Annotated in this window: 19 protein-coding genes; 10 read left to right on the top strand and 9 right to left on the bottom strand. The window is 72.7% G+C overall.

The annotated features are described in order from the left end of the window. The first annotated feature begins 2 nt into the window (after window positions 1-2). Both argH and AC5L36_RS44275 read left to right on the top strand, forming a co-directional pair. Entirely contained in the window at window positions 3-1424 is a 1422-nt protein-coding gene (gene argH / locus AC5L36_RS44280) for an argininosuccinate lyase (RefSeq protein ID WP_441224954.1), read from the top strand. After that, complete coding sequence (locus AC5L36_RS44275; RefSeq protein ID WP_441224953.1) at window positions 1394-2023, top strand: DNA-3-methyladenine glycosylase; 630 nt, start codon at window positions 1394-1396, stop codon at window positions 2021-2023. The genes argH and AC5L36_RS44275 overlap by 31 nt, the downstream gene beginning before the upstream one ends. A gap of 3 nt (window positions 2024-2026) precedes the next feature. On the opposite strand, the gene AC5L36_RS44270 is transcribed toward AC5L36_RS44275, so the two are convergent. Both AC5L36_RS44270 and AC5L36_RS44265 read right to left on the bottom strand, forming a co-directional pair. Further along, entirely contained in the window at window positions 2027-2581 is a 555-nt protein-coding gene (locus tag AC5L36_RS44270) for a hypothetical protein (RefSeq protein WP_441224951.1), read from the bottom strand. A gap of 49 nt (window positions 2582-2630) precedes the next feature. Further along, window positions 2631-4016 (bottom strand): aminotransferase-like domain-containing protein, encoded by a 1386-nt coding sequence (locus AC5L36_RS44265; RefSeq protein ID WP_441224950.1) that lies wholly within the window; start codon window positions 4014-4016, stop codon window positions 2631-2633. Between AC5L36_RS44265 and AC5L36_RS44260 the strand changes: the two genes are divergently transcribed. Next, complete coding sequence (locus AC5L36_RS44260; protein WP_441224949.1) at window positions 4015-4929, top strand: DMT family transporter; 915 nt, start codon at window positions 4015-4017, stop codon at window positions 4927-4929. The two genes, AC5L36_RS44265 and AC5L36_RS44260, sit on opposite strands and share 2 nt — an antisense overlap. A gap of 513 nt (window positions 4930-5442) precedes the next feature. Here AC5L36_RS44260 and AC5L36_RS44255 read toward each other — a convergent pair. Genes AC5L36_RS44255 through AC5L36_RS44225 form a run of 7 tightly spaced genes read right to left on the bottom strand, consistent with a single transcriptional unit; the run spans window position 5443 to window position 11298 of the window. Further along, window positions 5443-5925, bottom strand: a complete 483-nt coding sequence (locus tag AC5L36_RS44255) for a cupin domain-containing protein (RefSeq protein WP_441224948.1) — start codon at window positions 5923-5925, stop codon at window positions 5443-5445. After that, window positions 5922-6683, bottom strand: a complete 762-nt coding sequence (locus AC5L36_RS44250; RefSeq protein WP_441224947.1) for a class I SAM-dependent methyltransferase — start codon at window positions 6681-6683, stop codon at window positions 5922-5924. The genes AC5L36_RS44255 and AC5L36_RS44250 overlap by 4 nt, the downstream gene beginning before the upstream one ends. Next, window positions 6655-7401: a hypothetical protein gene (locus AC5L36_RS44245; RefSeq protein WP_441224946.1), complete on the bottom strand. Its 747-nt coding sequence runs from the start codon at window positions 7399-7401 to the stop codon at window positions 6655-6657. The genes AC5L36_RS44250 and AC5L36_RS44245 overlap by 29 nt, the downstream gene beginning before the upstream one ends. Before the next feature lie 3 nt (window positions 7402-7404). Further along, window positions 7405-7680, bottom strand: coding sequence for a phosphopantetheine-binding protein (locus AC5L36_RS44240; protein WP_441224945.1), 276 nt, complete (start codon window positions 7678-7680; stop codon window positions 7405-7407). A 20-nt stretch (window positions 7681-7700) separates the two neighbouring features. Beyond that, the gene (locus AC5L36_RS44235; protein ID WP_441224943.1) at window positions 7701-8627 is read right to left on the bottom strand and encodes a 3-oxoacyl-[acyl-carrier-protein] synthase III C-terminal domain-containing protein; all 927 of its coding nucleotides are present in this window, start codon (window positions 8625-8627) and stop codon (window positions 7701-7703) included. Beyond that, window positions 8624-9958, bottom strand: a complete 1335-nt coding sequence (locus AC5L36_RS44230) for a condensation domain-containing protein (RefSeq protein ID WP_441224942.1) — start codon at window positions 9956-9958, stop codon at window positions 8624-8626. The genes AC5L36_RS44235 and AC5L36_RS44230 overlap by 4 nt, the downstream gene beginning before the upstream one ends. After that, window positions 9955-11298, bottom strand: coding sequence for a condensation domain-containing protein (locus AC5L36_RS44225; RefSeq protein WP_441224940.1), 1344 nt, complete (start codon window positions 11296-11298; stop codon window positions 9955-9957). Before AC5L36_RS44225 ends, AC5L36_RS44230 begins: the two co-directional genes overlap by 4 nt. A 137-nt stretch (window positions 11299-11435) precedes the next feature. Between AC5L36_RS44225 and AC5L36_RS44220 the strand changes: the two genes are divergently transcribed. From AC5L36_RS44220 to hppD, 7 genes are all read left to right on the top strand, one after another. Then, window positions 11436-12191, top strand: coding sequence for an ABC transporter permease (locus tag AC5L36_RS44220; RefSeq protein WP_441224938.1), 756 nt, complete (start codon window positions 11436-11438; stop codon window positions 12189-12191). Window positions 12192-12331: 140 nt separating this feature from the next. Then, entirely contained in the window at window positions 12332-13900 is a 1569-nt protein-coding gene (locus AC5L36_RS44215; protein ID WP_441224936.1) for a class I adenylate-forming enzyme family protein, read from the top strand. Window positions 13901-14231: 331 nt separating this feature from the next. Beyond that, entirely contained in the window at window positions 14232-15032 is an 801-nt protein-coding gene (locus AC5L36_RS44210) for an AfsR/SARP family transcriptional regulator (protein WP_441224935.1), read from the top strand. A 316-nt stretch (window positions 15033-15348) separates the two neighbouring features. Then, window positions 15349-16782: a class I adenylate-forming enzyme family protein gene (locus AC5L36_RS44205; protein WP_441224933.1), complete on the top strand. Its 1434-nt coding sequence runs from the start codon at window positions 15349-15351 to the stop codon at window positions 16780-16782. A gap of 15 nt (window positions 16783-16797) precedes the next feature. Beyond that, window positions 16798-17064 (top strand): phosphopantetheine-binding protein, encoded by a 267-nt coding sequence (locus AC5L36_RS44200; RefSeq protein WP_441224931.1) that lies wholly within the window; start codon window positions 16798-16800, stop codon window positions 17062-17064. Window positions 17065-17128: 64 nt separating this feature from the next. Further along, window positions 17129-18370: a beta-ketoacyl-[acyl-carrier-protein] synthase family protein gene (locus tag AC5L36_RS44195; RefSeq protein WP_441224929.1), complete on the top strand. Its 1242-nt coding sequence runs from the start codon at window positions 17129-17131 to the stop codon at window positions 18368-18370. Then, complete coding sequence (gene hppD, locus AC5L36_RS44190) at window positions 18370-19425, top strand: 4-hydroxyphenylpyruvate dioxygenase (protein ID WP_441224927.1); 1056 nt, start codon at window positions 18370-18372, stop codon at window positions 19423-19425. Before AC5L36_RS44195 ends, hppD begins: the two co-directional genes overlap by 1 nt. Window positions 19426-19442: the final 17 nt, after the last annotated feature.

Below are 19442 nucleotides of genomic sequence, written 5' to 3'. Positions count from 1 at the left end.
TTGTGTCTTCTCGTACCTCTCTCTGGGGCGGCCGCTTCGCCGGCGGCCCCGCCGAGGCTCTGGCCCGGCTCTCCGTCAGCGTCCAGTTCGACTGGCGCCTCGCGCCGTACGACATAGCCGCCTCCCGCGCGCACGCCCGCGTGCTGTCCGGGGCGGGGCTGCTCGACGCCGACGAGCTGGGCCAGATGCTCGCCGCCCTCGACGACCTGGAGGCCGCCTGCGCCTCCGGGGCGTTCCGTCCGACGGTCGACGACGAGGACGTGCACACCGCGCTCGAACGCGGCCTGCTCGAACGGCTCGGCACCCTCGGCGGCAAGCTGCGCGCCGGCCGTTCCCGCAACGACCAGGTCGCCACCGACCTGCGGCTCTACCTGCGCGACCACGCGCGCGGCGTGGCCACCAACCTGGTGCAGCTCGCCGACGCGCTGGTCGAGCAGGCCGAGCGGCACGTCGACACGCCCGCCCCGGGCATGACGCACGTGCAGCACGCGCAGCCGGTGACGTTCGGGCACTGGCTGCTCGCGCACGTACAGCCGCTGTTGCGCGACCTAGAGCGGCTGCGCGACTGGGACGCCCGCGCGGCGATCAGCCCGCTCGGCGCCGGCGCGCTGGCCGGCTCGTCGCTGCCGCTCGACCCGGCCGGCGTGGCCAAGGAGCTCGGCTTTACCGCCCCCGCCGCCAACTCGATGGACGCGGTCGCCGACCGCGACTTCGTGGCCGAGTTCCTCTTCGTCACCGCGCTGGTCGGCGTGCACCTCTCCCGGCTGGGCGAGGAGGTGGTGCTGTGGACGTCGCAGGAGTTCGGCTGGGTCGAGCTCGACGACGGCTTCGCCACCGGGTCGTCCATCATGCCGCAGAAGAAGAACGCGGACATCGCCGAGCTGGCCCGCGGCAAGGCCGGCCGTCTGATCGGCGGCCTCGTCACGGTGCTCACCATGCTCAAGGGCCTGCCGCTCACCTACGACCGCGACATGCAGGAGGACAAAGAGCCCGTCTTCGACGCGGTGGACACCCTGGAGCTGGTGCTGCCGGCCCTCGCCGGCATGATCTCCACGATGACGGTACGGGTCGACCGCCTCGTCGCCGCCGCACCCGTGGGGTACACGCTGGCCACCGAGGTCGCCGACTGGCTGGTGCGCAAGGGCGTGCCGTTCCGCGAGGCGCACGAGGTGACCGGCCGCCTGGTGGCACTCTGCGTGGCCCGCGAGTGCGCGCTCGACGAGGTCAGCGACGAAGACCTGGCGCTGGTCAGCTCCTATTTGGACCCCAGCGTGCGCGACGTGCTGTCGGTGCGCTCCGCGCTCGCCGCGCGGATCACGCCCGGCTCCACCGGTCCCGGCCCGGTCGCCGACCAGCTGGCGTCCGCTGTGGACAAGCTGGACGGATGGCGGGAATGGGCGACCGCGCACGTCGTACCCCGCTGAACCCGCTGCGCGACCTGCTCGCCGGCCCGGTGCTCCCGGCGGCGCGCGGCCTGCTGGGGTGCGAGCTGACCGCCGGCGGCGTCACGGTCCGCGTCACCGAGGTCGAGGCCTACGCGGGCACCGCCGGCGACCCGGCCTCGCACGCCCACCGCGGCCGCACACCGCGCAACGCCGTCATGTTCGGCCCGGCGGGCTTCCTCTACGTGTACTTCACCTACGGCATGCACTGGTGCGCCAACGTGGTCACCGGCGTCGAGGGTGAGGCCTCGGCGGTGCTGCTGCGCGCCGGTGCCGTCGTCGCCGGGCTGGACGAGGCCGCCGTGCGGCGCCGATCCACAGTGGAGCGCGACCTGGCCCGCGGCCCGGCGAGGCTGTGCCAGGCACTCGGCATCGACGGCACCGCCTACGGCGCCGACCTGCTCGCCGCCGACTCCCCGGTCCGGCTCCGCCCGCCGCGCACCCCGGTGCCCGAGTCGCGGATCGCCGCCGGCCCGCGCGTCGGCGTGACCGGCGCCCACGACCGCGAGTGGCGCTTCTGGATCGCCGACGACCCGACGGTCAGCGCCTACCGCCGCCACGTACCCCGCAAGCGAGGCTGAGCGTCAGTAGAAGCGCTCGATCGTGACCGGGATCAGCCCGTTGCGCCGCATCGCGTCGCGCGCCTCCCGCAGCGGCCGCCCCATGTTGGCACCCTCGGGCGCGGAGATGTCGACACACCACGCCAACCCGTTGCCGATCCGCCGCAGGCCTGGATGCGCGGCGTCGTCTCTCGGCTCCCCCGCGAAGAGGATGCGGTAGTACGGCGCGTCGGTGAGGCCCAGCCGGAGCGGCGGCGCGGTGTTCAACGGCTCGTAGTCACGCAGCTGGCGTCGCAACTCAGCCTCGCCCGGCAGCTCACCCCCACCCAGCACCCGAAACGCCTCCGCCGCCCCGGCACGCGAGGCGAACGTCACCCGCGCCCGCAGGCCCGCGTCCGACCGCATCCGCATGCTCAACGACGGCCGCCAGCCGGCCGCCGTCCAGGTGGCGCTCGCCAGCCCGGCGGCGGTGTGGTCGCCGGCCAGGACGAACTCCTCCACCACCACGGCCGCGGCCCGCCCGCCGCCCTCCATGACCACGTAGTAGTCGAGGTCGGCCACCGTCACGATCTCGCCCATCCCGACAGTCTGCCGCCGATCCCACCCCGATCCCGTCACCGCCGCGCGGTCATAAACAGCGGGCCAGGCGGCCGACGGCCTCGTCCATGAGGTCGGGTGGGGCGGCGGCGTAGGTGAGGCGGAGGTGGGGGCCCGCGGGTTCGGCGGCGTACCAGGGACGGCCGGGGAAGACGATGACGCCCTCGGCGGCCGCGGCGGTGGCCACCGCGACGTCGTCCGTGCCATCGGGGAGGCGGATCCACAGGTGTAGGCCGCCGCGCGGGACGGCCTGCTGGGCCAGCTCCGGCAGGTGGCGGCGCAGGGCGGTCAGCAGTGCCGCGCGCCGGTCGCGGAGCGCGGTGCGCAGGGCGCGGCGGTGGCGGGACCAGCCCGGTGCGGTGACGACTTCCAGCGTGGCCTGCTGGAGCGGTCCCGAGACGAAGAGGTCGTCGAGCAGGCGGGCGGCCCGCAGCCGCGCGCCGGCCGGGCCGCGGGCGCCGATGGCGGCGACGCGCAGGCCGGGGGCGGCCGACTTGGTCAGGGAGCGCAGGTAGATGACGTGGCCGTCGGGGTCGTCGGCGGCCAGCGGGGGTGGGGGTTCGCCGTCGATGGTGAGGTCGCGGGCGTAGTCGTCTTCGATCAGGAAGGCGCCGGCCTCGCGTACCGCACCGGCGACCTGCTCCCGGCGGTGGCCCGCCAGCGTGGCGCCGTGCGGGTTGGCGTGGAGCGGCTGGCAGTAGAAGAGACGGGCGCCGGTGCGGGCGAACGCGGCGGCGAGCTGGTCGGGCCGCACCCCGTCGGCGTCGGCCGGCACCGGCACCACCCGCAGGCCGGACGCCCGTGCCGCGGCGAGCGCGCCCAGGTAGGTGGGCGACTCGACGAGCAGGGTGTCGCCGGGCGTGGTGAGCGCGCGCAGCGCGGACGAGAGGCCGGCCTGGCCGCCCGGGCAGATCACCATGTCGTCGGCGCGGAGGCCGCCGCCGGCCTCGCGGGCGAACCACGCGCGCAGGTCCGCGCGCCCCTCGACCGGTCCGCGCTGCCACGAGGCGGGCTGCCGGGCGGCGCGGGCGAGCGCGGCGCCGAGTGCGGCGGTGGGCTGAAGGTCCGCGTCGAGGTAACCACCGGAGAGCGGGATGGCACCCGCCGGCGGTAACGCCAGTAACGCCTGCATCTCGTCCTCGCCCGGCCGGCGGGGGCCGAGCGCGACGGTCTGCCACGACAGGTCGGGCGCGCGCCGCTCGTCCGGCGGGGTGGCCACGAACGTGCCCTTGCCCGGCCGTGCCTCGATCAGGCCCTGCGCCACCAGCTGCCGGATCGCCTCGGCGACGGTCACCGGCGAGGCCTGGTGGCGCGCGGTCAGCTCGCGGACCGACGGCAGCCGGGTGCCGGGCGCCGCGGCGGCGACCAGCTTGCGCAGATCTTGGATAACGCGAGCGGCTGCGTTACCGTCACTCATGACGGCCAAGAGTAGCGCTACTGCCGCGACCACGGTAACGGCGGACCGGGTCACCGGCCTCGCCCTCGGCGCGCTGGGCGTGCTCGCCTTCAGCATGTCGCTGCCCGCCACCCGCGTCGCCGTGCAGCAGCTCGACCCGTGGTTCGTGGCCTTCGGGCGTGCGGTCGGCGCGGGCCTGCTGGCCTGGGCGTACCTGCGCCTCACCGGCGCCCCGCGACCCACGCCCGAGCAGTGGCGGCGGCTGTGGATCGTGGCGGCCGGGGTGGTCGTGGGGTTCCCGCTGTTCACGTCGCTGGCGCTGACCACGCAGACCTCCGCGCACGGCGCGGTCGTCATCACCGTGCTGCCCGCGATGACCGCCGTGTTCGCGGTGCTGCGGGCCGGTGAGCGCCCACCGCCGCTCTTTTGGGTGGCGAGCGCGGGCGGGCTGCTGGCGGTGCTCGCCTTCCTCGGCGCCAGCGGTGCGGTGCGCGGCGCCCTGACCGTGGCGGACCTGTTCCTCCTCGCCGCGGTCGTGCTCTGCGGCCTCGGGTACGCCGAGGGCGGTGCGCTCGCCCGCGCGCTGGGTGGTGCCCGCACGATCTGCTGGGCGTTGCTGCTCTCGCTGCCCGTCACGGTGCCCGTGACTGCCGTCGCCGCCGCGGCCCATCCGCCGCGGGCGGACGTCGACGCGTGGTCCGCGTTCGGCTACGTCACCGCGGTCTCCATGTTTCTGGGCTTCTTCGCCTGGTACGCGGGCCTCGCGCGCGGCGGCATCGCGCAGGTCGGCCAGATCCAGCTCGCCCAGCCGGTGCTCACCCTCGCCTGGTCCGCGCTGCTGCTCGGCGAGGCCGTAACCCCCGCCTCCATCGCGGCCGCGGTGGTGGTGCTGGCGTGCGTCGTGCTCACCCAGCGCGCCCGCGAACGCGCCTGAAACCGCGGCGGGTCACCTGGTACGACGCTCGGCTACTCCAACAGCCATGACCCGATCCATTAGAGCAATTTTGAGCTACCGCGACGTCCGTCGTGGTCCGTGCCGTTGCTCCCGCGGCCTCACCCTTCCGCCGCTGGTCACGCTCACCCCGGCGGCTGCGCCGGGCCTTACAGCCCCCGGCTGGGTAGGGGCGCGCGGGATGCATTTGCTCTGCTTCCCTGGAGTGGCCACCCCCTCCGCAGGACAAGCCCGCAGGCTAACCAGCCGGGGTCGGGACCGCCGCCTGGCGCGAGTTCCATCACCCCGCTCCCTTTCCTCCCCGCCGGTTGGCCGCGGGGGTGAGCGCGACCAAAGGCGGACGGGTGAGGCCGCGGGAAATGCACCCCAAGAAAACGCTCCGCTGCGCTCCACGTTTCCCCGGGGGCCCCGCGCAGCGGTCTGGACCACGACGTCCGTCGCGGTAGCTCAAATCTCTGTCAAATAAGGGATTCAGGGGTCGAAGCAGCGCGACGCTCAGAGCCAGTGGTTGTCGTGTTCGAGGTAGAAGGCGGCCTTCTCCTCGTCGGACTTCGAGGCGAGGTCGAGCAGCCCCTCGAAGTAGCCCTCGCGCGGCGCGCCCGGCGCGAAGTGCAGCAGCATCGACGCCGGCTCGCCCGACTCGTTGCGGAATCCGTGTACGCCCCCCGCGGGCACGTGCACGAAGTCTCCGGGCGTGCAGTCGATCCACCTGTTGCCGTCGTAGATGCGGATCGTGCCGGTGAGAACGTAGAAGGACTCGGAGATGGACCGGTGGAAGTGCGGGTCCGGGCCGCTCGGCGTCGGGCCCATCTCCCAGCGGTACAGGCCGAACAGCCCGCCGGTCGACTTGTGCGTCGCCAGGTAGTGCACGGTGTTGCCGGTCTTCGGGTAGGTGAGGTCGGGCTCGTGGCCGTCCGGGCGGTAACTGGCGGTGATTTCGCCGTTCTCGCCCGTGTACAGAGGTGGTGGATAGGTCATGTGTCCTGTTTTACCACCTCGACGTACAGGCTTTCGTCGTTGCGCAGGACTCGGTCGAGGTCCGCGACGTCCGGCCGCTCGCCCTCGCGGAAGGAGCACCGCCGCACGCCGTCCGCCGGAAAGCCCGCGGAGACGAGCGCGTGGCGTAGCTCGTCGAAGTCGTACAGCCAGCGGTGGCCGTACAGGTAGAAGAGCTGGTTGAACATGAACGCCCGGCGCGACGGCATCGGCGGGCCGAGGCCGGCGGCGCGCATCCGGCCGCGGTGGCGGGAGAAGAACGGGTTGCCCGCACGGTAACCGTCCACATAGGTCGCCAGGTCTGGCGTGGTGAGCCGGAGCACCCCGCCGGGCGCGAGGATCCGCCGCACCTCGGCTAGCCAGCCGATGCCCGCGCCGAGCGAGACGTGCTCGACGAGGTGCTCGGCGTACACCCAGTCGACGGCGCCGTCTGTGAAGGGAAGTGGCTCGCAGATGTCGAGCGCCGCGAAGAGGGCCTCGCCGTCGACCCGGTAGATGTGTCCGGGTGCCGCCGTCGAGTCCGGGGCGCGCAGCGGCACCACGTCGGAGGCGAGCGCGGCCGGGTGCCGGCTGCGCCAAGCGGCGAACTCGACGCCCGTGACGCCCAGGTCGCGCAGCAGTGGCCGGTCGAAGACGGGCCGCGCCACCTCCTCCAGCTTGTCGCAGGTCGCGCTCTCCTCGAGGAACCCGTCCATGCGCGCGGACAGCTCCTCAGGCCGCCCCCAGTCCCACTCGGACACCGGTGCCACCCCCGTCCCGTGCCGGTGATCCGAAGTCCACAGTGGATGAGCAGGCGTAGCCGAGCACCGGGTCGTGGTCGGCCACCACCACCCGCCGCGGCGTGGTGTCGGCGAGCGCGCCGGCGAGCGCCCACCAGACGCCGGTGTGCGGCTGCCCGGGTGGTGGGTCCAGGTCGCCGGCCACCGGCTCGCCCCGCCCGACCACGACGGACGAGACCCGCGCCACCCCTGAGTCGCCGCACAGCAGGGCCACGCCGGCGTGCCGGGTCGGCAGGGGCGCGGGTGCCGGCAGGTCGTAGTGGAGCGTGGCCTGCTCGACGACGATGACGAGCGAGCGCCGGCAGTCGGGATAGGACTGTGCGATCCGCAGGGCGGTGAACCCGGCCGCGACGCCCTGGTCGCACACCGCGAACGCCAGCGGCGAGCCGGGGCACACGTGGCTCAGGTAGGTGGCCGCGGCGCGGCCGGGACGCACGTCCGGCACGGCGAACGCGAGCACCAGCAGGTCGACCGGCTCGTCCGGCCGCACCACGTCGGCGATCAGCGCGGCGGCCATCTCACCGTACGACTGGCCGCCGGCCGGCGGGTGCGGTGTGAGCCCGTACGGCTCCACGAGGTCGGCCAGATAGCCGGCGAAACGCGCCTCGTGCTCGGGGTGCGCCGTCCGGGCGGCGGGCTCGTCGAACACCCGCCGGGCGGCACGCGCCAACCACAGCATCGCTCACTCTTCCGGTATCAGGTGCCGCACGACGAAGTCGGCGAGCGTGCCGACCGTCGCGAAGTCGTCGCGGTCGATGTCTTCGACGTCGATTTGCAGCGCGAGGTCCTCCTCCAGCTCCAGCATCAGCTCCAGCGTGCTGGAGGAGCTCATGCCGAGGTCTTCCATGAGCCGGCTCTGCTCGGTCGGCTCGGGCATCTCCTTGCGCAGCACCCGCGGCAGCAACATGCGGATGCTGTCGACCACCCGCGGCCGCAGGTCGGTGTCGAGCTGCTCCATGGCTGTATCACCCCATCGATTCAGTGCTGGAAGACCATCGCCGAGAACGTCGCGCCCCGCCCGGCCCCGGCGGCGACGACCAGGTAGCGGTCACCGGGCCGCAGCAGCCCGCGCGCGCGGGCGGTCCGGTAGTTGACGAACGCGTCGGCGCAGAAGACGTGCGCGGTGAGCGGTACGTTGTCGAGCAGCACCCGGTCGACCCGATAGCCGATCCGCCGGCACAGCCGCTGCCAGGCCACGATGTTGACGTTGTGCGGCAGCACCAGGGTGATGTCGTCCAGGGCTAGCCCGGCCCGCTCGACCGCGGACCGCACCGCGGCCATCAGCGACGCCTGAAACTCCTCCTGGAACCGCCCGATGTCCGTGGTGACCTCGTCGTCGAAGTCGCCGCGCTGGTGGGCCGCGTACGCGAGCAGCCGGTCGCGGGGGCCGTCGTGCCGCACGAGGCAGGCGGAGGCGCCCTCGCCGAAGACGGAGGTCTCCGGCACCACCCGCGCGTCGTACGTGAACGCCTTTTCCCCGGCCATCACCAGGGCCAGCGAGTCCGGGGGCGACCCGGCCAGGAGCCGCCCGGCCACGTCGATCGCGAGCAGCCCGGTGGCGCAGGCGTGGTGGGTGACCGTGAACGCGGCCGCGTTGTCCAGGCCCAGCAGCCGGCACATCGTGTCCAGCGGGTTGAGCGGGTAGGGCACCACGACCGGAAACGTGCGGGCCCACACCACGTAGCGCACCCGGTGCCGCACGGCAGGCAGCTCGTCCAGGTTGGACGCCGCGGCGAGCAGCAGGTCGAGCGGCGTGGCGCCGGGCGCCCGGCACACGTCGGAGAGCTTGTGGAAGCGGCGGAACAGGCGCACCTGCATGGGCGTCAGGTCGAGCTCGCCGGCCAGCTCTTCGAGCGGCACCCGGTGGTCCGGTAGGTACGTCGCGACGGCCTCCAGCGCGGTCATGAGGATATCCCGGTGCGCGCCGCCGGGTCGAGCGCCGCCTCGACCGCGACCGCTTCCATCCCGCGTACCACGGCCTCCAGCTCACCCGGCGACATGTAGTGGGTGTCGCCGGCGATGGTGATCGTCATCGCGTCTGGCACGTTTTCCACGTGGGTGAACATCCGCTCGAACGAGGTGTCCCGCCGCCTGCCCCAGGTGAACGTGGTGTGTGGCAGGGCCGCGCGTACCTCCTCGGGTGTGGGCGGCGGTCCGTCGTCCTGCTCCCGCGCGTCGATGCGGCGGTCGTTGAAGAAGCAGGCGAGGTCGAACTCCTCACCACGCTCCTCGCCCAGCCGCGCGACCAGCTCGTCCACATCGGACGGGTTGTAGTACGCGTGCTTGTACGCGGCGATCGCCTGCCGGGCGGTGAGCCGCACCGCGTCGTCGACGCTCAGGCCGGCGAGGTCGATGGAGCAGATGCCAGTCTGGCTGAGCGGGCTCATCGAGCGGGCGAGGCCGGGCCGGAAGCGGTTGTTGACGACCACCTGGACGGCGACCGGGTTGACGCCGGTCACCCGCGCCATCGCGATGGCCCAGGTGGCGAGCAGCAGCGGTGAGGCGTCCACTTTGGTGCGTGCGGCGAGCACGCGCAGCGCGAGCTGGGCGGCGGGGGAGCGGAACTGGCCCTCCCAGTGCCGCGGCGAGCGCGGCTCGTGGCGGTGCGGAAAGCGCCGGGACGGTATGGTCCGGAGAACCTTTTCCCAGTGGCGCAGGGCAGCCGTGTTCTGCCGCTGGCCAGCGGGGGACGACTGCCACCGCACCTGCTCCACGGGAGGCATGGCGGTGGGCTCGGCGGGTCGCGACGCGGCCTCCTCCAGCATCACCATGCCGCCGAACGCGTCGAGCACCAGGTGGGTCATGACGGTCACCAGGTGGCTTGGCGCGCCCCGGTGCCGGACGATGCCGATCCAGACCGGCCAGCCGTGCACGAGGTCGTAGTCGCCGTCCCAGTAGCGCTGGCGGACCCGGTCGGCGACCTCGGCCGGGTCTTCGTCGTCGGCGGCGTCGACGATCTCGACGTCGATCTCGCCGGAGCCGGCGACGACCTGCCGGACCTCGCCGGCCGCGTCGTGGCGCAGCGTCGTGCGGAGCGTGGGGTAGCGGCTCATCATGAACCGCACCTCGTCCGCCAGATCCTCCACTGTGGTGCCTGGTGGCACGGCGCGGGCGTATCCGATCGGCAACCACCACTCCTGGCGCACCATCGCGGTCCAGATCTCCCGCTGGCCCCAGGCAAGCTCGGCGACGGTGTCGTCCGCGGGCGGATCCGCCTTGAAGGAGACGCTTATCATGCTGCCACCCCCTGAAAAACCCGTACCGAAGGATCGAAAGCCGCTGTCACCGCGAGTGCCTCCATGCCGCGGACGCACGCCTCCATGTCGGCGGGTGCCACGTGGTGGGTGTCCGCGAAGACCTCGTAGTCGAGCGTGTCCGGCTCGTCGTTGATGGTGGCGAAGAGCCGCTCGACCGGCTTGTCCTGCTGGCTCCACCGCAGCCGGCTGCGGCCAAGCGCGGCTGTGATCTCGTCCGGCGCCGGTGGCGGCGCCTCGGTGAGGTCGCGGGTGGCGAGCCGGCGGTCGTTGAAGAAGCAGGACAGGTCGATCTCCTCGCCCCGCTCGGCGGCCACCCGCGCGACGAGCGCGTCGAGGTCGCGCGGGTCGTAGTACGCGTACCGGTAAGCGGCCATCGCCCGGCGGTGCACCATGGCCAGCGCCTCGTCGAAAGTGGTGTCGCCCAAGGGGATGACGCACAGACCGGTGTGTGTGACCGGGCTGACCGTCTCGGCGAGCCCGCGCCGGAAACGGTTGTGCGCGATCACCCGGGTCACGAGCGGGTCGGCGCCGGTCACCCGGGCGAGCGCGATGGCGAAGAGCGCGAGGAGGATCGACGAGCTGTCCACTGTGGTGCGCGCGCGGATCACCCGCACGGCGAGCAGCGTCGCGGGGGAGTCGAGCCGCACCTGCCAATGCCGCGGCTCGCGCGGGTCGGCCGGGCCGGGAAAGCGGCGCGCCGGGATGGTGCGCAGCAACCCTTCCCAGCGCCGGAGCACGGCGGCCAGTTCGCGCCGCCCGGCCGGCGAGGCCTCCCACCGGGCTTGCGCCATCGGCTCCGTCGCGGTGACCGGCGGCACGGGCCTGCGGCCGTGTACCAGGTCGCGGTCTTCGATCTCGCGGATGACGACCATCGCGCCGAAGCCGTCGGTCACCAGGTGGCAGACGATGACGACCTGGTGGGTGACGACGCCGTGGTGGCGCACGACCGCCATCCGCACCGGCCAGTCGCGGGCGAAGTCGTGGTCGGCGTCGCAGAACCGCTGCCGCACCGCCTCGGCGACGGCCGCGGGATCCTCGTCGGGCGAGGCGTCCACGATTTCCAGGTCGATCTCGCCGGACGCGGCGACCACCTGGCGGTCGTGGCCGTCCGGGTCGCGCCGCACCCGGGTGCGCATCGACTGGTAGCGGCCCATCATGAACCGCAGCTGCGCGACCATGTCGTCCACTGTGGTCCCTGGCGGCACCGGCAGCGCGTATCCCATCGGCATCCACGTGAACTGGCGGCGCATCGCCTCCCACAGCTCACGCTGGCCCCACGACAGCTCCTCGACGCCGCTGCCGTCGCCCTCGAACCTCACCGGAACACGATGGGTCATCATCGGCAGGAGTCTAAGTAGACGGAGCTTGACTCCCGGTCGAAGTACGAGCGGTGGTGGGCTTGACGTCCGGTCAAGGCGCTTGTTGCGCATCGAGGAAAGGCCATACCGTCCCACCCGTGAAACTCGCCCGCGACACGTGGCTGGTCTGGCAGCGCCAGATGTCCCTGATGCTGCGCAGCCGGACCTGGCTCGTCTTCGGCCTCGCTCAGCCGATCACCTACCTCGTGCTCTTCGCGCCGATGCTCAAGCCGGCGCTGGGCGCGGACAGCTACGGCGACGCCTACCGCGTCTACGTGCCCGGCCTGCTCGTCGTGATGTGCCTGTACGGCGGCCTCTTCACCGGCTTCGGCCTGCTCGCCGAGCTGCGCGCCGGCATCATCGAGCGGGCCCGGGTGACGCCGGTGAGCCGCTCCGCGCTGCTGCTCGGCCGGGCGCTGCGCGACGTGGCCTCGCTGCTCGTGCAGGCGCTCATCATCACCGTCATCGCGGTGCCGTTCGGGCTCTCCGTCGGCGTGCTCAACCTGTTGCTGGCGTACCTGCTGCTGGCCGTCATCGCGCTGATGACGACCTCGCTGTCGTACGCGGTGACGCTGCTCGTGCGCAAGGAGGGCGCGCTGGGCCCGGTGATGAACACCGTGGCGCAGCCGGTCGCGCTCCTCGCCGGCGTGCTGTTGCCGATCGCGTTGGCGCCCGCGTGGATCCAGGCGATCGCCGACTGGAACCCGTTCTACTGGGTCACCAACGGCATGCGCTCCCTCTTCGAGGGCCGGGCCGGCGACGTCGAGATCTGGCAGGGGCTCGTCGGCGTCACCGTGCTGGCGGCCATCGCGATCACCTGGTCTACCAGGCTCTTCCAGCGCACCATCCGCTAAAGGGGACAGCTATGAGCGAGCTTGCGAGCGAATCATCAAACTCAGCGTTCTCGCGTACCGCGGGCCGCAAGCAACGCGGGGATCGTTCAGCGAGAATCCGTGCCGCCCTCGTCGCCGACCCGGAGCTGGGTGCCGGCAATGTGCTGCCGAAGCTTCGGGAGCACGGCGCCGACCCGGACGGGCCGGGCATCACGTTCGATACCCCGGTCGACGGGCGCCCGGCGTACGAGCCGCTGACCCTCGGCACGCTCGAGGAGCGGGCCGCCGCGCGGGCCGCCTGGCTGCACGCGCACGGCGTCCGCCCGCGCGACCCGGTGGCCGTGTACGTCACGTCCGCCGCCGACGTGTTCCTCAACTTCTTCGCGCTGGCCCGGATCGGCGCGATCCCCGCGCTGATGAACGGCAACATGCCCGCCGAGGTCGCGCCGGGCTTCGTGGAGCGGCTGCGCGCGTCGCACGTGATCGCGGACGAGGCGCACCGCCAGGCGTTGGCGGGGACGGCCACCATCGACCCCGCGGAGACCGGCACCGGCGACCCGGCACAGGCGCCGCCGTACTACCGGCACCACGCCGACGACCCGGTCGCCATCACGCACTCCTCGGGCACCACCCGGGTGCCGGCGGCGGTCGTGCACTCGCACGCCAGCCTTTTCGCCGCGATCCGCCGGGTGCGCCTGGTCGAGCCGCGGCCGAGCCACGCGGTCCGCGAGCTGTCGGTCATGCCGGCCGCGCACGCCGCCGGCCTCATCACCGTCAACCAGGCGCTCTGCAACCGGTACGAGCTGCTGTACCTCTCCGCCCAAGGTGGACACTTCGCCTCCAGCGGAGCCGCCGTGCTGGACGCGATCGAGCGGTGGCGGCCGACCGGCGTGTTCGGCTTCGCGGTGACGTGGGCCGAGCTGGCCCGCCACGACCTCGGCGCGCGCGACCTCGACTCGGTCAAGGTGTGGTTCAACACCGGCGACTCGGCGCACGAGGCGCACATCCGGCGGCTCGTCGCGGTCGGCAGTCACCAGCGGTACACACCGGACGGTCCACTTAGTGTGCCCGGTTCGCGGTTCATCGACGGCATTGGATCGACCGAGATGGGCCATTCGGCGTTCCACATCACCCACACGGCCGAGAGCAACCGTTACGGGCGCTGCGTCGGCCGGCCGTACCCGTTCGCCGAAGTGGCCCTCCTCGACCTGGAGACCGGCGCGGAGGTGCCGGTCGGCGCGGTCGGGCACGTGGGTCTCAAGTCGCCCACGCTCGCGCCCGGCTACTGGAACGACTCGGTGACCACCTACCGCACCCGCTTCCAGGGCTACTACCTGACCGGTGACCTCATGTACCGGGACGCCGAGGGCTTCTACTATCACGTGGACCGGGCCGTGGACGCGGTCGACCTCGGCGGCGGCGACTGGCTCTACACCGCGCAGTCGGAGGAGCGGATCCTCGTGCGGTGCCCGGACGTGCGCGACTGCACGGTCGTGGCCGGGCGGGAGGGCGGGCGGGTCGTCACCGACGTGCTGCTGATGCTGGACGCCGGCGCGGACCCGGACACCGACCGGACCGCCGCGGTGCGCCAGGCGCTCGGCCCGGCGGCCGGCGCGACATTGCGCAGGGTCGTGGCCGTGCCGGACGACCAGATCGTGGTCGGACCGACCGGCAAGGTGCGCAAGTTCCTCATGCGGCAGCGTCATCTCGCAGGCAGCACGGCCGGGTAAGCGCTTGCCCTGGAAGCATTCCACAATGCACGTGCAGATGCCGTCTCTCATAGGCCTCCATCACTGGTGATCGAGGGCTAAATCCGGATATTCGTGGCGCTCACCAATTGGTGATCGATGCCCGTCACTGCCGGGTTAGGCACAAGTTCCTCGATCAGTCAAACAAATCCGCCCACTCTCCGGGATGGAGGGGTCACTACTCTGGCAGAAACGTGCCCGCACTCGGGTAGATTGCTGATCACCCCAAGCGCGCGCACGTTTCCCCCGGAGGTCCATGTCAATGTCTTATGTCATGGGAAGGGGCCTTGAAATACGGGTCCTTGGACCATTGATGCTCAACTGTGGCGATTCCTCTGCTACCCCCACCGCACCCAAGCCGCGCTCCGTACTCGCGCTGCTGCTGCTGCAAGCCAACCAGACCGTGCCGGTCACCGCCCTGATCCAGGAGCTGTGGGGTCACGAGCCCCCGGCCAGCGCCCTGACCACGCTCCAGACGTACGTGCTGCACCTGCGCAAGCTGTTCAGCGCCGCCCTGGCCACCCCCGCGTCCGAGGTCGCCAAGAGCGTCCTCGTGACCACCCCCGGCGGATACCTGTTCCGCGGCATCTCCGACGACTTCGACCTGGCGCGCTACGAGCGGCTCTCCAGCGAGGGCCGCCAGGCGCTCGCCACCGGCCAGAATGCCCTCGCGGCCGAGCGGCTCACCCAGGCGCAGGCGCTCTGGCGCGGTCCGGCACTCACCGACGTGCGGGCCGGCCCTCTCCTGCAACCGCAGGTCAAACGGCTGGAGGAGTCCCGGCTCACGACCGTCGAGCAGGGCATCGAGGCCCGGCTGCGGCTGGGCCGCCACCAAGAGGTGCTCTCCGACCTCGCCGGCATGATGGCGGAGCACCGGCTCCACGAAAACCTGCACGCCCAGTTCATGGTGGCCCTGCACCGCAGTGGCCGCAGGCAGGAGGCGCTGCGGGTCTTCCAGCAGCTCCGCAACACCATGACCGAAGAGCTCGGTCTGGAGCCTTCCAAGCGGCTGCACCTGCTTCAACAGGCCATCCTCAGTGACGACCCCGCACTCGAGGTCGCCCCCCGCACCGACGGGCTCGCGCAGCTACTCGACCAGATCACCGTCAGGTAAGTCGCCGCGCACCCGTCAATCGCCGTCTCGCGACCACGTCGACTATCGCTAGAACCTGGGAAGATCCCCTCTCGCGGTTTGCCTGGCGGTCGCCTCGCGAATGGATCGCTAATACGAACAGTAAGCAGGCCGCCGATGATGTCGGCCACGTTTTCGCAGCTTGGGAGAGTTTCCGGAAGGCCGCTTAGGTCGGCGATCGCGAAGAGTCGCCGCCGGGCGGCCTTTCGGCATGGTTGACCCCCCTGGAAAGGCGCTGTTAGCGTTCGGCCCGATCGCCGCCAAAACCCTTCGCAAAAGCGCGGCGTGAATACTTTCTATGGGGGCCATTGTGTTTCCTGGCGTGCCGGCCGGCATCGGTATCGACCCATTCGACGGGGAATGGGTGGGCGCCTATCTGCTCGCCGGGCGCGACGACGAGGAGTGCCTCCGCCTCGGCGCGCCGATCACCCGCCGCGAGCTGCGGCGGCGCGTCGCCGCAAGGGCCACCGACCTCCGCGCGGCGGGCCTGCGCGCGGGCGGCACGGTGGCACTCCGGCTGCCACCCGGCATCGTGTACGCGGAAAGCCTGCTCGCCGCCTGGACGGTCGGCGCGCAGGTGGCGTTGCTCGACCACCGGCTCACCCAGCACGAGGTCGACGGTGCCCTGGCCCGGATCGCGCCGCAGCTGGTCGTGTCCATGTCGGACGGTGCGCCCGTCGTCGCCGAGCACCCGGGCCAGCCCGCGCGCACGCCGCACGCGCTGCTCCAGCTCAGCTCCGGCTCCACCGGACCGTCCAAAGTGATCGGCCGCACCTCCGCCAGTCTCGTCTCCGAGGTCGAGCGCTACCGGCTCGTCGAGGGCGTACCCGAGCCGGGCGAGCGGATCGTGCTGCTCGCCTCGACGGTGCACGTGCTCGGCCTGGTCGGCGGCCTACTCTACGGGCTGCACACCGGCGCCACGCTCGTCGTGCCGAGCTTCCTGTCCACCGACGCGATCCTCGACGCGGTGGCGTCCGGCCCGGAGCCGGCCACGGTGCTCGGCGTGCCGTTCCACATCGAGTTCCTCGCCGCGGCCGACCGGTCCCGGCGGCTGCCGCAGCTCAAGCGGATGACGGTCGGCGGCGAGCTGGTCCGCCCCTCCATCCGCGAGGCGTTCGCCGCCCGCTGGCCCGTACCCCTGGGAAACATGTACGGGATGACCGAGGCCGGCGTCATCGCGACCGACCTCTTTGGACAGCACCGGCCGGCGCTCGCGCCCGCACCCGGCATGGCGCTGCGCGCGGAGGGCGGCGAGATCCTGCTCGCCGCCGGCGCCAGCCCGTACGTGGGGCTGAGCGACCCGACCCGCTGGGTCGACGGCTGGCTGCACACCCGCGACGCCGGCGACGTCGACCCGGAGACCGGGCTCGTCACCATCCGCGGCCGGCTCGACTCGCAGGTGTCGGTCGGCGGGCTCAAGGTCGACCTGACCGAGGTCGAGCAGGCCATCGCCGGGCTGCCCGGGGTCGTCGAGGTCGTGGTCGCGTGGGACGGCGCGATCGAGGCGTTCGTCGTGCACGACACCGGCACGGCCGGGCTGCCGGCGCTGAAGGAGGCGCTCGCCGGGCGGCTGGCCGGATACAAGCGGCCGCGCCGGCTCACCTTGGTGCCGCGGCTGCCCCGCACCGCCACCGGCAAGCTCGTCCGCGCCGTACCGGCCCTGCGCGCGGCGGCGTTCCCAACCCCGCCGCTTCGACCGGCAATACCCGTACACGAGTCACCTACCGCGTGAAAGGAGGCGCCGCCGATGTCCGCTGACGTGGTCGCGTTCACCATCGAGTCCCTGCGCCAGATGAACTTCGACGTCGACGGTGCCGGCGCTGACACGGTCTTCGGGCCGGCCGGCGTCGACCTCGACTCCCTCGCCGTCGCCGAGCTGGCCCTGCGCGTCGAGGACGCGTACGGCGTGAAGTTCGGCGAGGAGGACATGGAACGGCTGGCCATCATGACGCTCGGCGAGTTCGCGGCCGACGTCTCGGCCCGCGCGTCCTCGTTGGACGGTGCGGTTAAGTGAGTGAGCGAGTTGGCGCGGCGGCGTCCGGACCGAGCCGTCCCGCCGACGACGTCGGGGTGGCGCGGTGAGACGCCGTGCGGTGATCACCGGGATCGGGCTGCTCACGCCGCTCGGTGCCGACGCCGCCGGGTTCTTCGACGGGGTGTGCGCCGGCCGGTCCGGGCTTCGCCGGCCGGCGGACACCCACCCGCTCGCCGGGATCCTCGAGGCGGCCGGGTTCGCGCCGGACGTCGACCCGGCCACCGTGCTCCCGCCCGCCGAGGCGCGGCGGGTGGACCGGTTCGTGGTGCTCGCCATGGCCGCCGCCGACACCGCCCTCGCCGACGCGGGCATCGCCGTCGGGCGGGACGCCGACCCGGCACGCACCGCCGTGGTGCTGGCGAACGCGTTCGGCGGCCTGGGCATGTTCGAGGCGGAGGCACTGGCCCGGGAGGCGAGCGGCCACACCGCGGTCAGCCCGTACCTGCTGGCCGGGATGCTGCCCAACATGGCCACCGCCCGGATCGCCATCAAGCACGGCGTGCGCGGCTACAGCTCGACCATCTCCACGGCGTGCGCCTCCGGGGCGTACGCGGTCGCCGAGGCGCTGCGCCTCGTCCGGGACGGGCTCGCCGACGTGGTGGTCTGCGGCGGCGCCGAGGCACCCCTGCTGCCCACCGCCGCCACGACGTTTCGCAACTCGCGGGCGCTCGCCGGCGGCTGGGCCGCACCGGCCGAGGCGAGCCGCCCGTTCGACCGGCGGCGCAACGGCTTCGTGCTCGGCGAAGGCGCGGGCGTGCTCGTCGTGGAGCGCGCCGAGCACGCCGCCGCCCGCGGCCGCCCCGCGTACGCGGAGGTCGCCGGCTGGGGTGTGGCCACCGACGCGTACCACCCGACCGCGCCGCGGGCCGACGGCACCGGAGCCGTGACCGCCATGCGGCTGGCCCTCACCGACGCCGGGCTGGCACCGGCCGACGTCGGCTACGTGAACGCCCACGGCACCGGCACCAAGCGCGGCGACGCCGCCGAGGCCCGCGCGATCCGGGCCGTCTTCGGCGCGCACACGCCCGCGGTCAGCTCGGTCAAGGGCGTCACCGGCCACCTGCTCGCCGCCGCCGGCGCCGTGGAAGCCGCCGCGACGGCGCTCGCGCTGCGCCGCGGCGTGCTGCCGCCGACGCACAACCTCGACGACCCCGATCCCGAGTGCGACCTCGACCACGTCCGCAAGGCACCCCGCGAGGCGGCCGCCGGCGTCGCGCTCTCCAACTCGTTCGCGTTCGGCGGGCACAACGTCAGCCTCGCGCTCGCCCACCCCGGAGGTCCATGATGGACGTGACGATTGTCGACCACGTCGAGTTCTACGTAACCGACGCGGAGGAGACGGCCCGGCCACTCGTCGAGGCGTACGGCTTCCGCCGCCTCGGCGAGAGCGGGCCGGGCCTGCCCGGCCAGCGCACCATCCTGCTCGGGCAGGGCGGCATCCGCCTGCTCGTCACCGCCGCCACCGACCCGGCACACCCGGTCGCCGCCCACGTGGAGCGGCACGGCGACGGGGTGGCCCGGATAGCCCTGCGCGTGGCCGACGCCGCCGAGGCCTACGAGGAGGCGCTGAGCCGGGGCGCTACATCGGTCGCCGAGCCGCGGTCCTGGGGACCGGACGTGGTGACCGCAGACGTCTCCGGCCCCGGCGCGCTCGCGCACCGGTTCGTCGAGCGGCGCGGCGAGGAGTTCCTGCCGGGCGCCATCGAGCCGCTGCCAGCCGGGGCGCCATCCGATGTGGACATGCTGGAGATCCTCGACCACACGGCGCTGTGCGTGGCCGGCGGCGCGCTCGACGAGACCGTCCGCTTCTACACCGAGGTCTTCGGCTTCAAGGAGATCTTCGAGGAGCGGGTCGAGGTCGGCGACCAGGCGATGGACTCCAAGGTGGTGCAGAGCGCCTCGGGCGAGGTCACGTTCACGATCGTGTCGCCCGACCCGGCGCGCAAGCCGGGCCAGCTCGACGACTTCCTGCGCGCCAACGGCGGCGCCGGCGTGCAGCACCTGGCGCTCAGCACGCGCGACATCGCCGGTGCGGTCGCCGCGCTCGGCGCCCGCGGCGTGCGCTTCCTCAGGACGCCCGGCAGCTACTACGACGCGATCGAGCGGCGGCTCGGCGAGGTCAGCCTCTCCGTCGCGGCGCTGCGCGCCGGCAACATCCTCGTCGACCGCGACCACTGGGGCGAGATGTTCCAGATCTTCACCGAGTCCACGGTGGAACGCCGCACGTTCTTCTTCGAGCTCATCGAGCGGCACGGGGCGCTCACGTTCGGAAGCAACAACATCAGGGCCCTGTACGAGGCCAAGGAGCGGGCGCGGGCCGCCGCGGAGACGCGGGTTTGACCGTCCGGAAGGGACCG

The organism is Phytohabitans sp. LZ39 (assembly GCF_059359075.1).
The sequence above is the reverse complement of the archived record's forward strand: the minus strand, read 5'-3'. Positions and strand labels throughout refer to the sequence as shown.

Coding starts and splice junctions, on each gene's coding strand:
- AC5L36_RS44260 (WP_441224949.1), top strand. CDS start 4,015: ATGACGGCCAAGAGTAGCGCTACTGCCGCGACCACGGTAACGGCGGAC.
- AC5L36_RS44270 (WP_441224951.1), bottom strand. CDS start 2,581: ATGGGCGAGATCGTGACGGTGGCCGACCTCGACTACTACGTGGTCATG.
- AC5L36_RS44230 (WP_441224942.1), bottom strand. CDS start 9,958: ATGATAAGCGTCTCCTTCAAGGCGGATCCGCCCGCGGACGACACCGTC.
- AC5L36_RS44205 (WP_441224933.1), top strand. CDS start 15,349: ATGGGGGCCATTGTGTTTCCTGGCGTGCCGGCCGGCATCGGTATCGAC.
- AC5L36_RS44235 (WP_441224943.1), bottom strand. CDS start 8,627: ATGACCGCGCTGGAGGCCGTCGCGACGTACCTACCGGACCACCGGGTG.
- AC5L36_RS44210 (WP_441224935.1), top strand. CDS start 14,232: ATGCTCAACTGTGGCGATTCCTCTGCTACCCCCACCGCACCCAAGCCG.
- AC5L36_RS44275 (WP_441224953.1), top strand. CDS start 1,394: ATGGGCGACCGCGCACGTCGTACCCCGCTGAACCCGCTGCGCGACCTG.
- hppD (WP_441224927.1), top strand. CDS start 18,370: ATGGACGTGACGATTGTCGACCACGTCGAGTTCTACGTAACCGACGCG.
- AC5L36_RS44245 (WP_441224946.1), bottom strand. CDS start 7,401: ATGCTGTGGTTGGCGCGTGCCGCCCGGCGGGTGTTCGACGAGCCCGCC.
- AC5L36_RS44200 (WP_441224931.1), top strand. CDS start 16,798: ATGTCCGCTGACGTGGTCGCGTTCACCATCGAGTCCCTGCGCCAGATG.
- AC5L36_RS44240 (WP_441224945.1), bottom strand. CDS start 7,680: ATGGAGCAGCTCGACACCGACCTGCGGCCGCGGGTGGTCGACAGCATC.
- AC5L36_RS44255 (WP_441224948.1), bottom strand. CDS start 5,925: ATGACCTATCCACCACCTCTGTACACGGGCGAGAACGGCGAAATCACC.
- AC5L36_RS44265 (WP_441224950.1), bottom strand. CDS start 4,016: ATGAGTGACGGTAACGCAGCCGCTCGCGTTATCCAAGATCTGCGCAAG.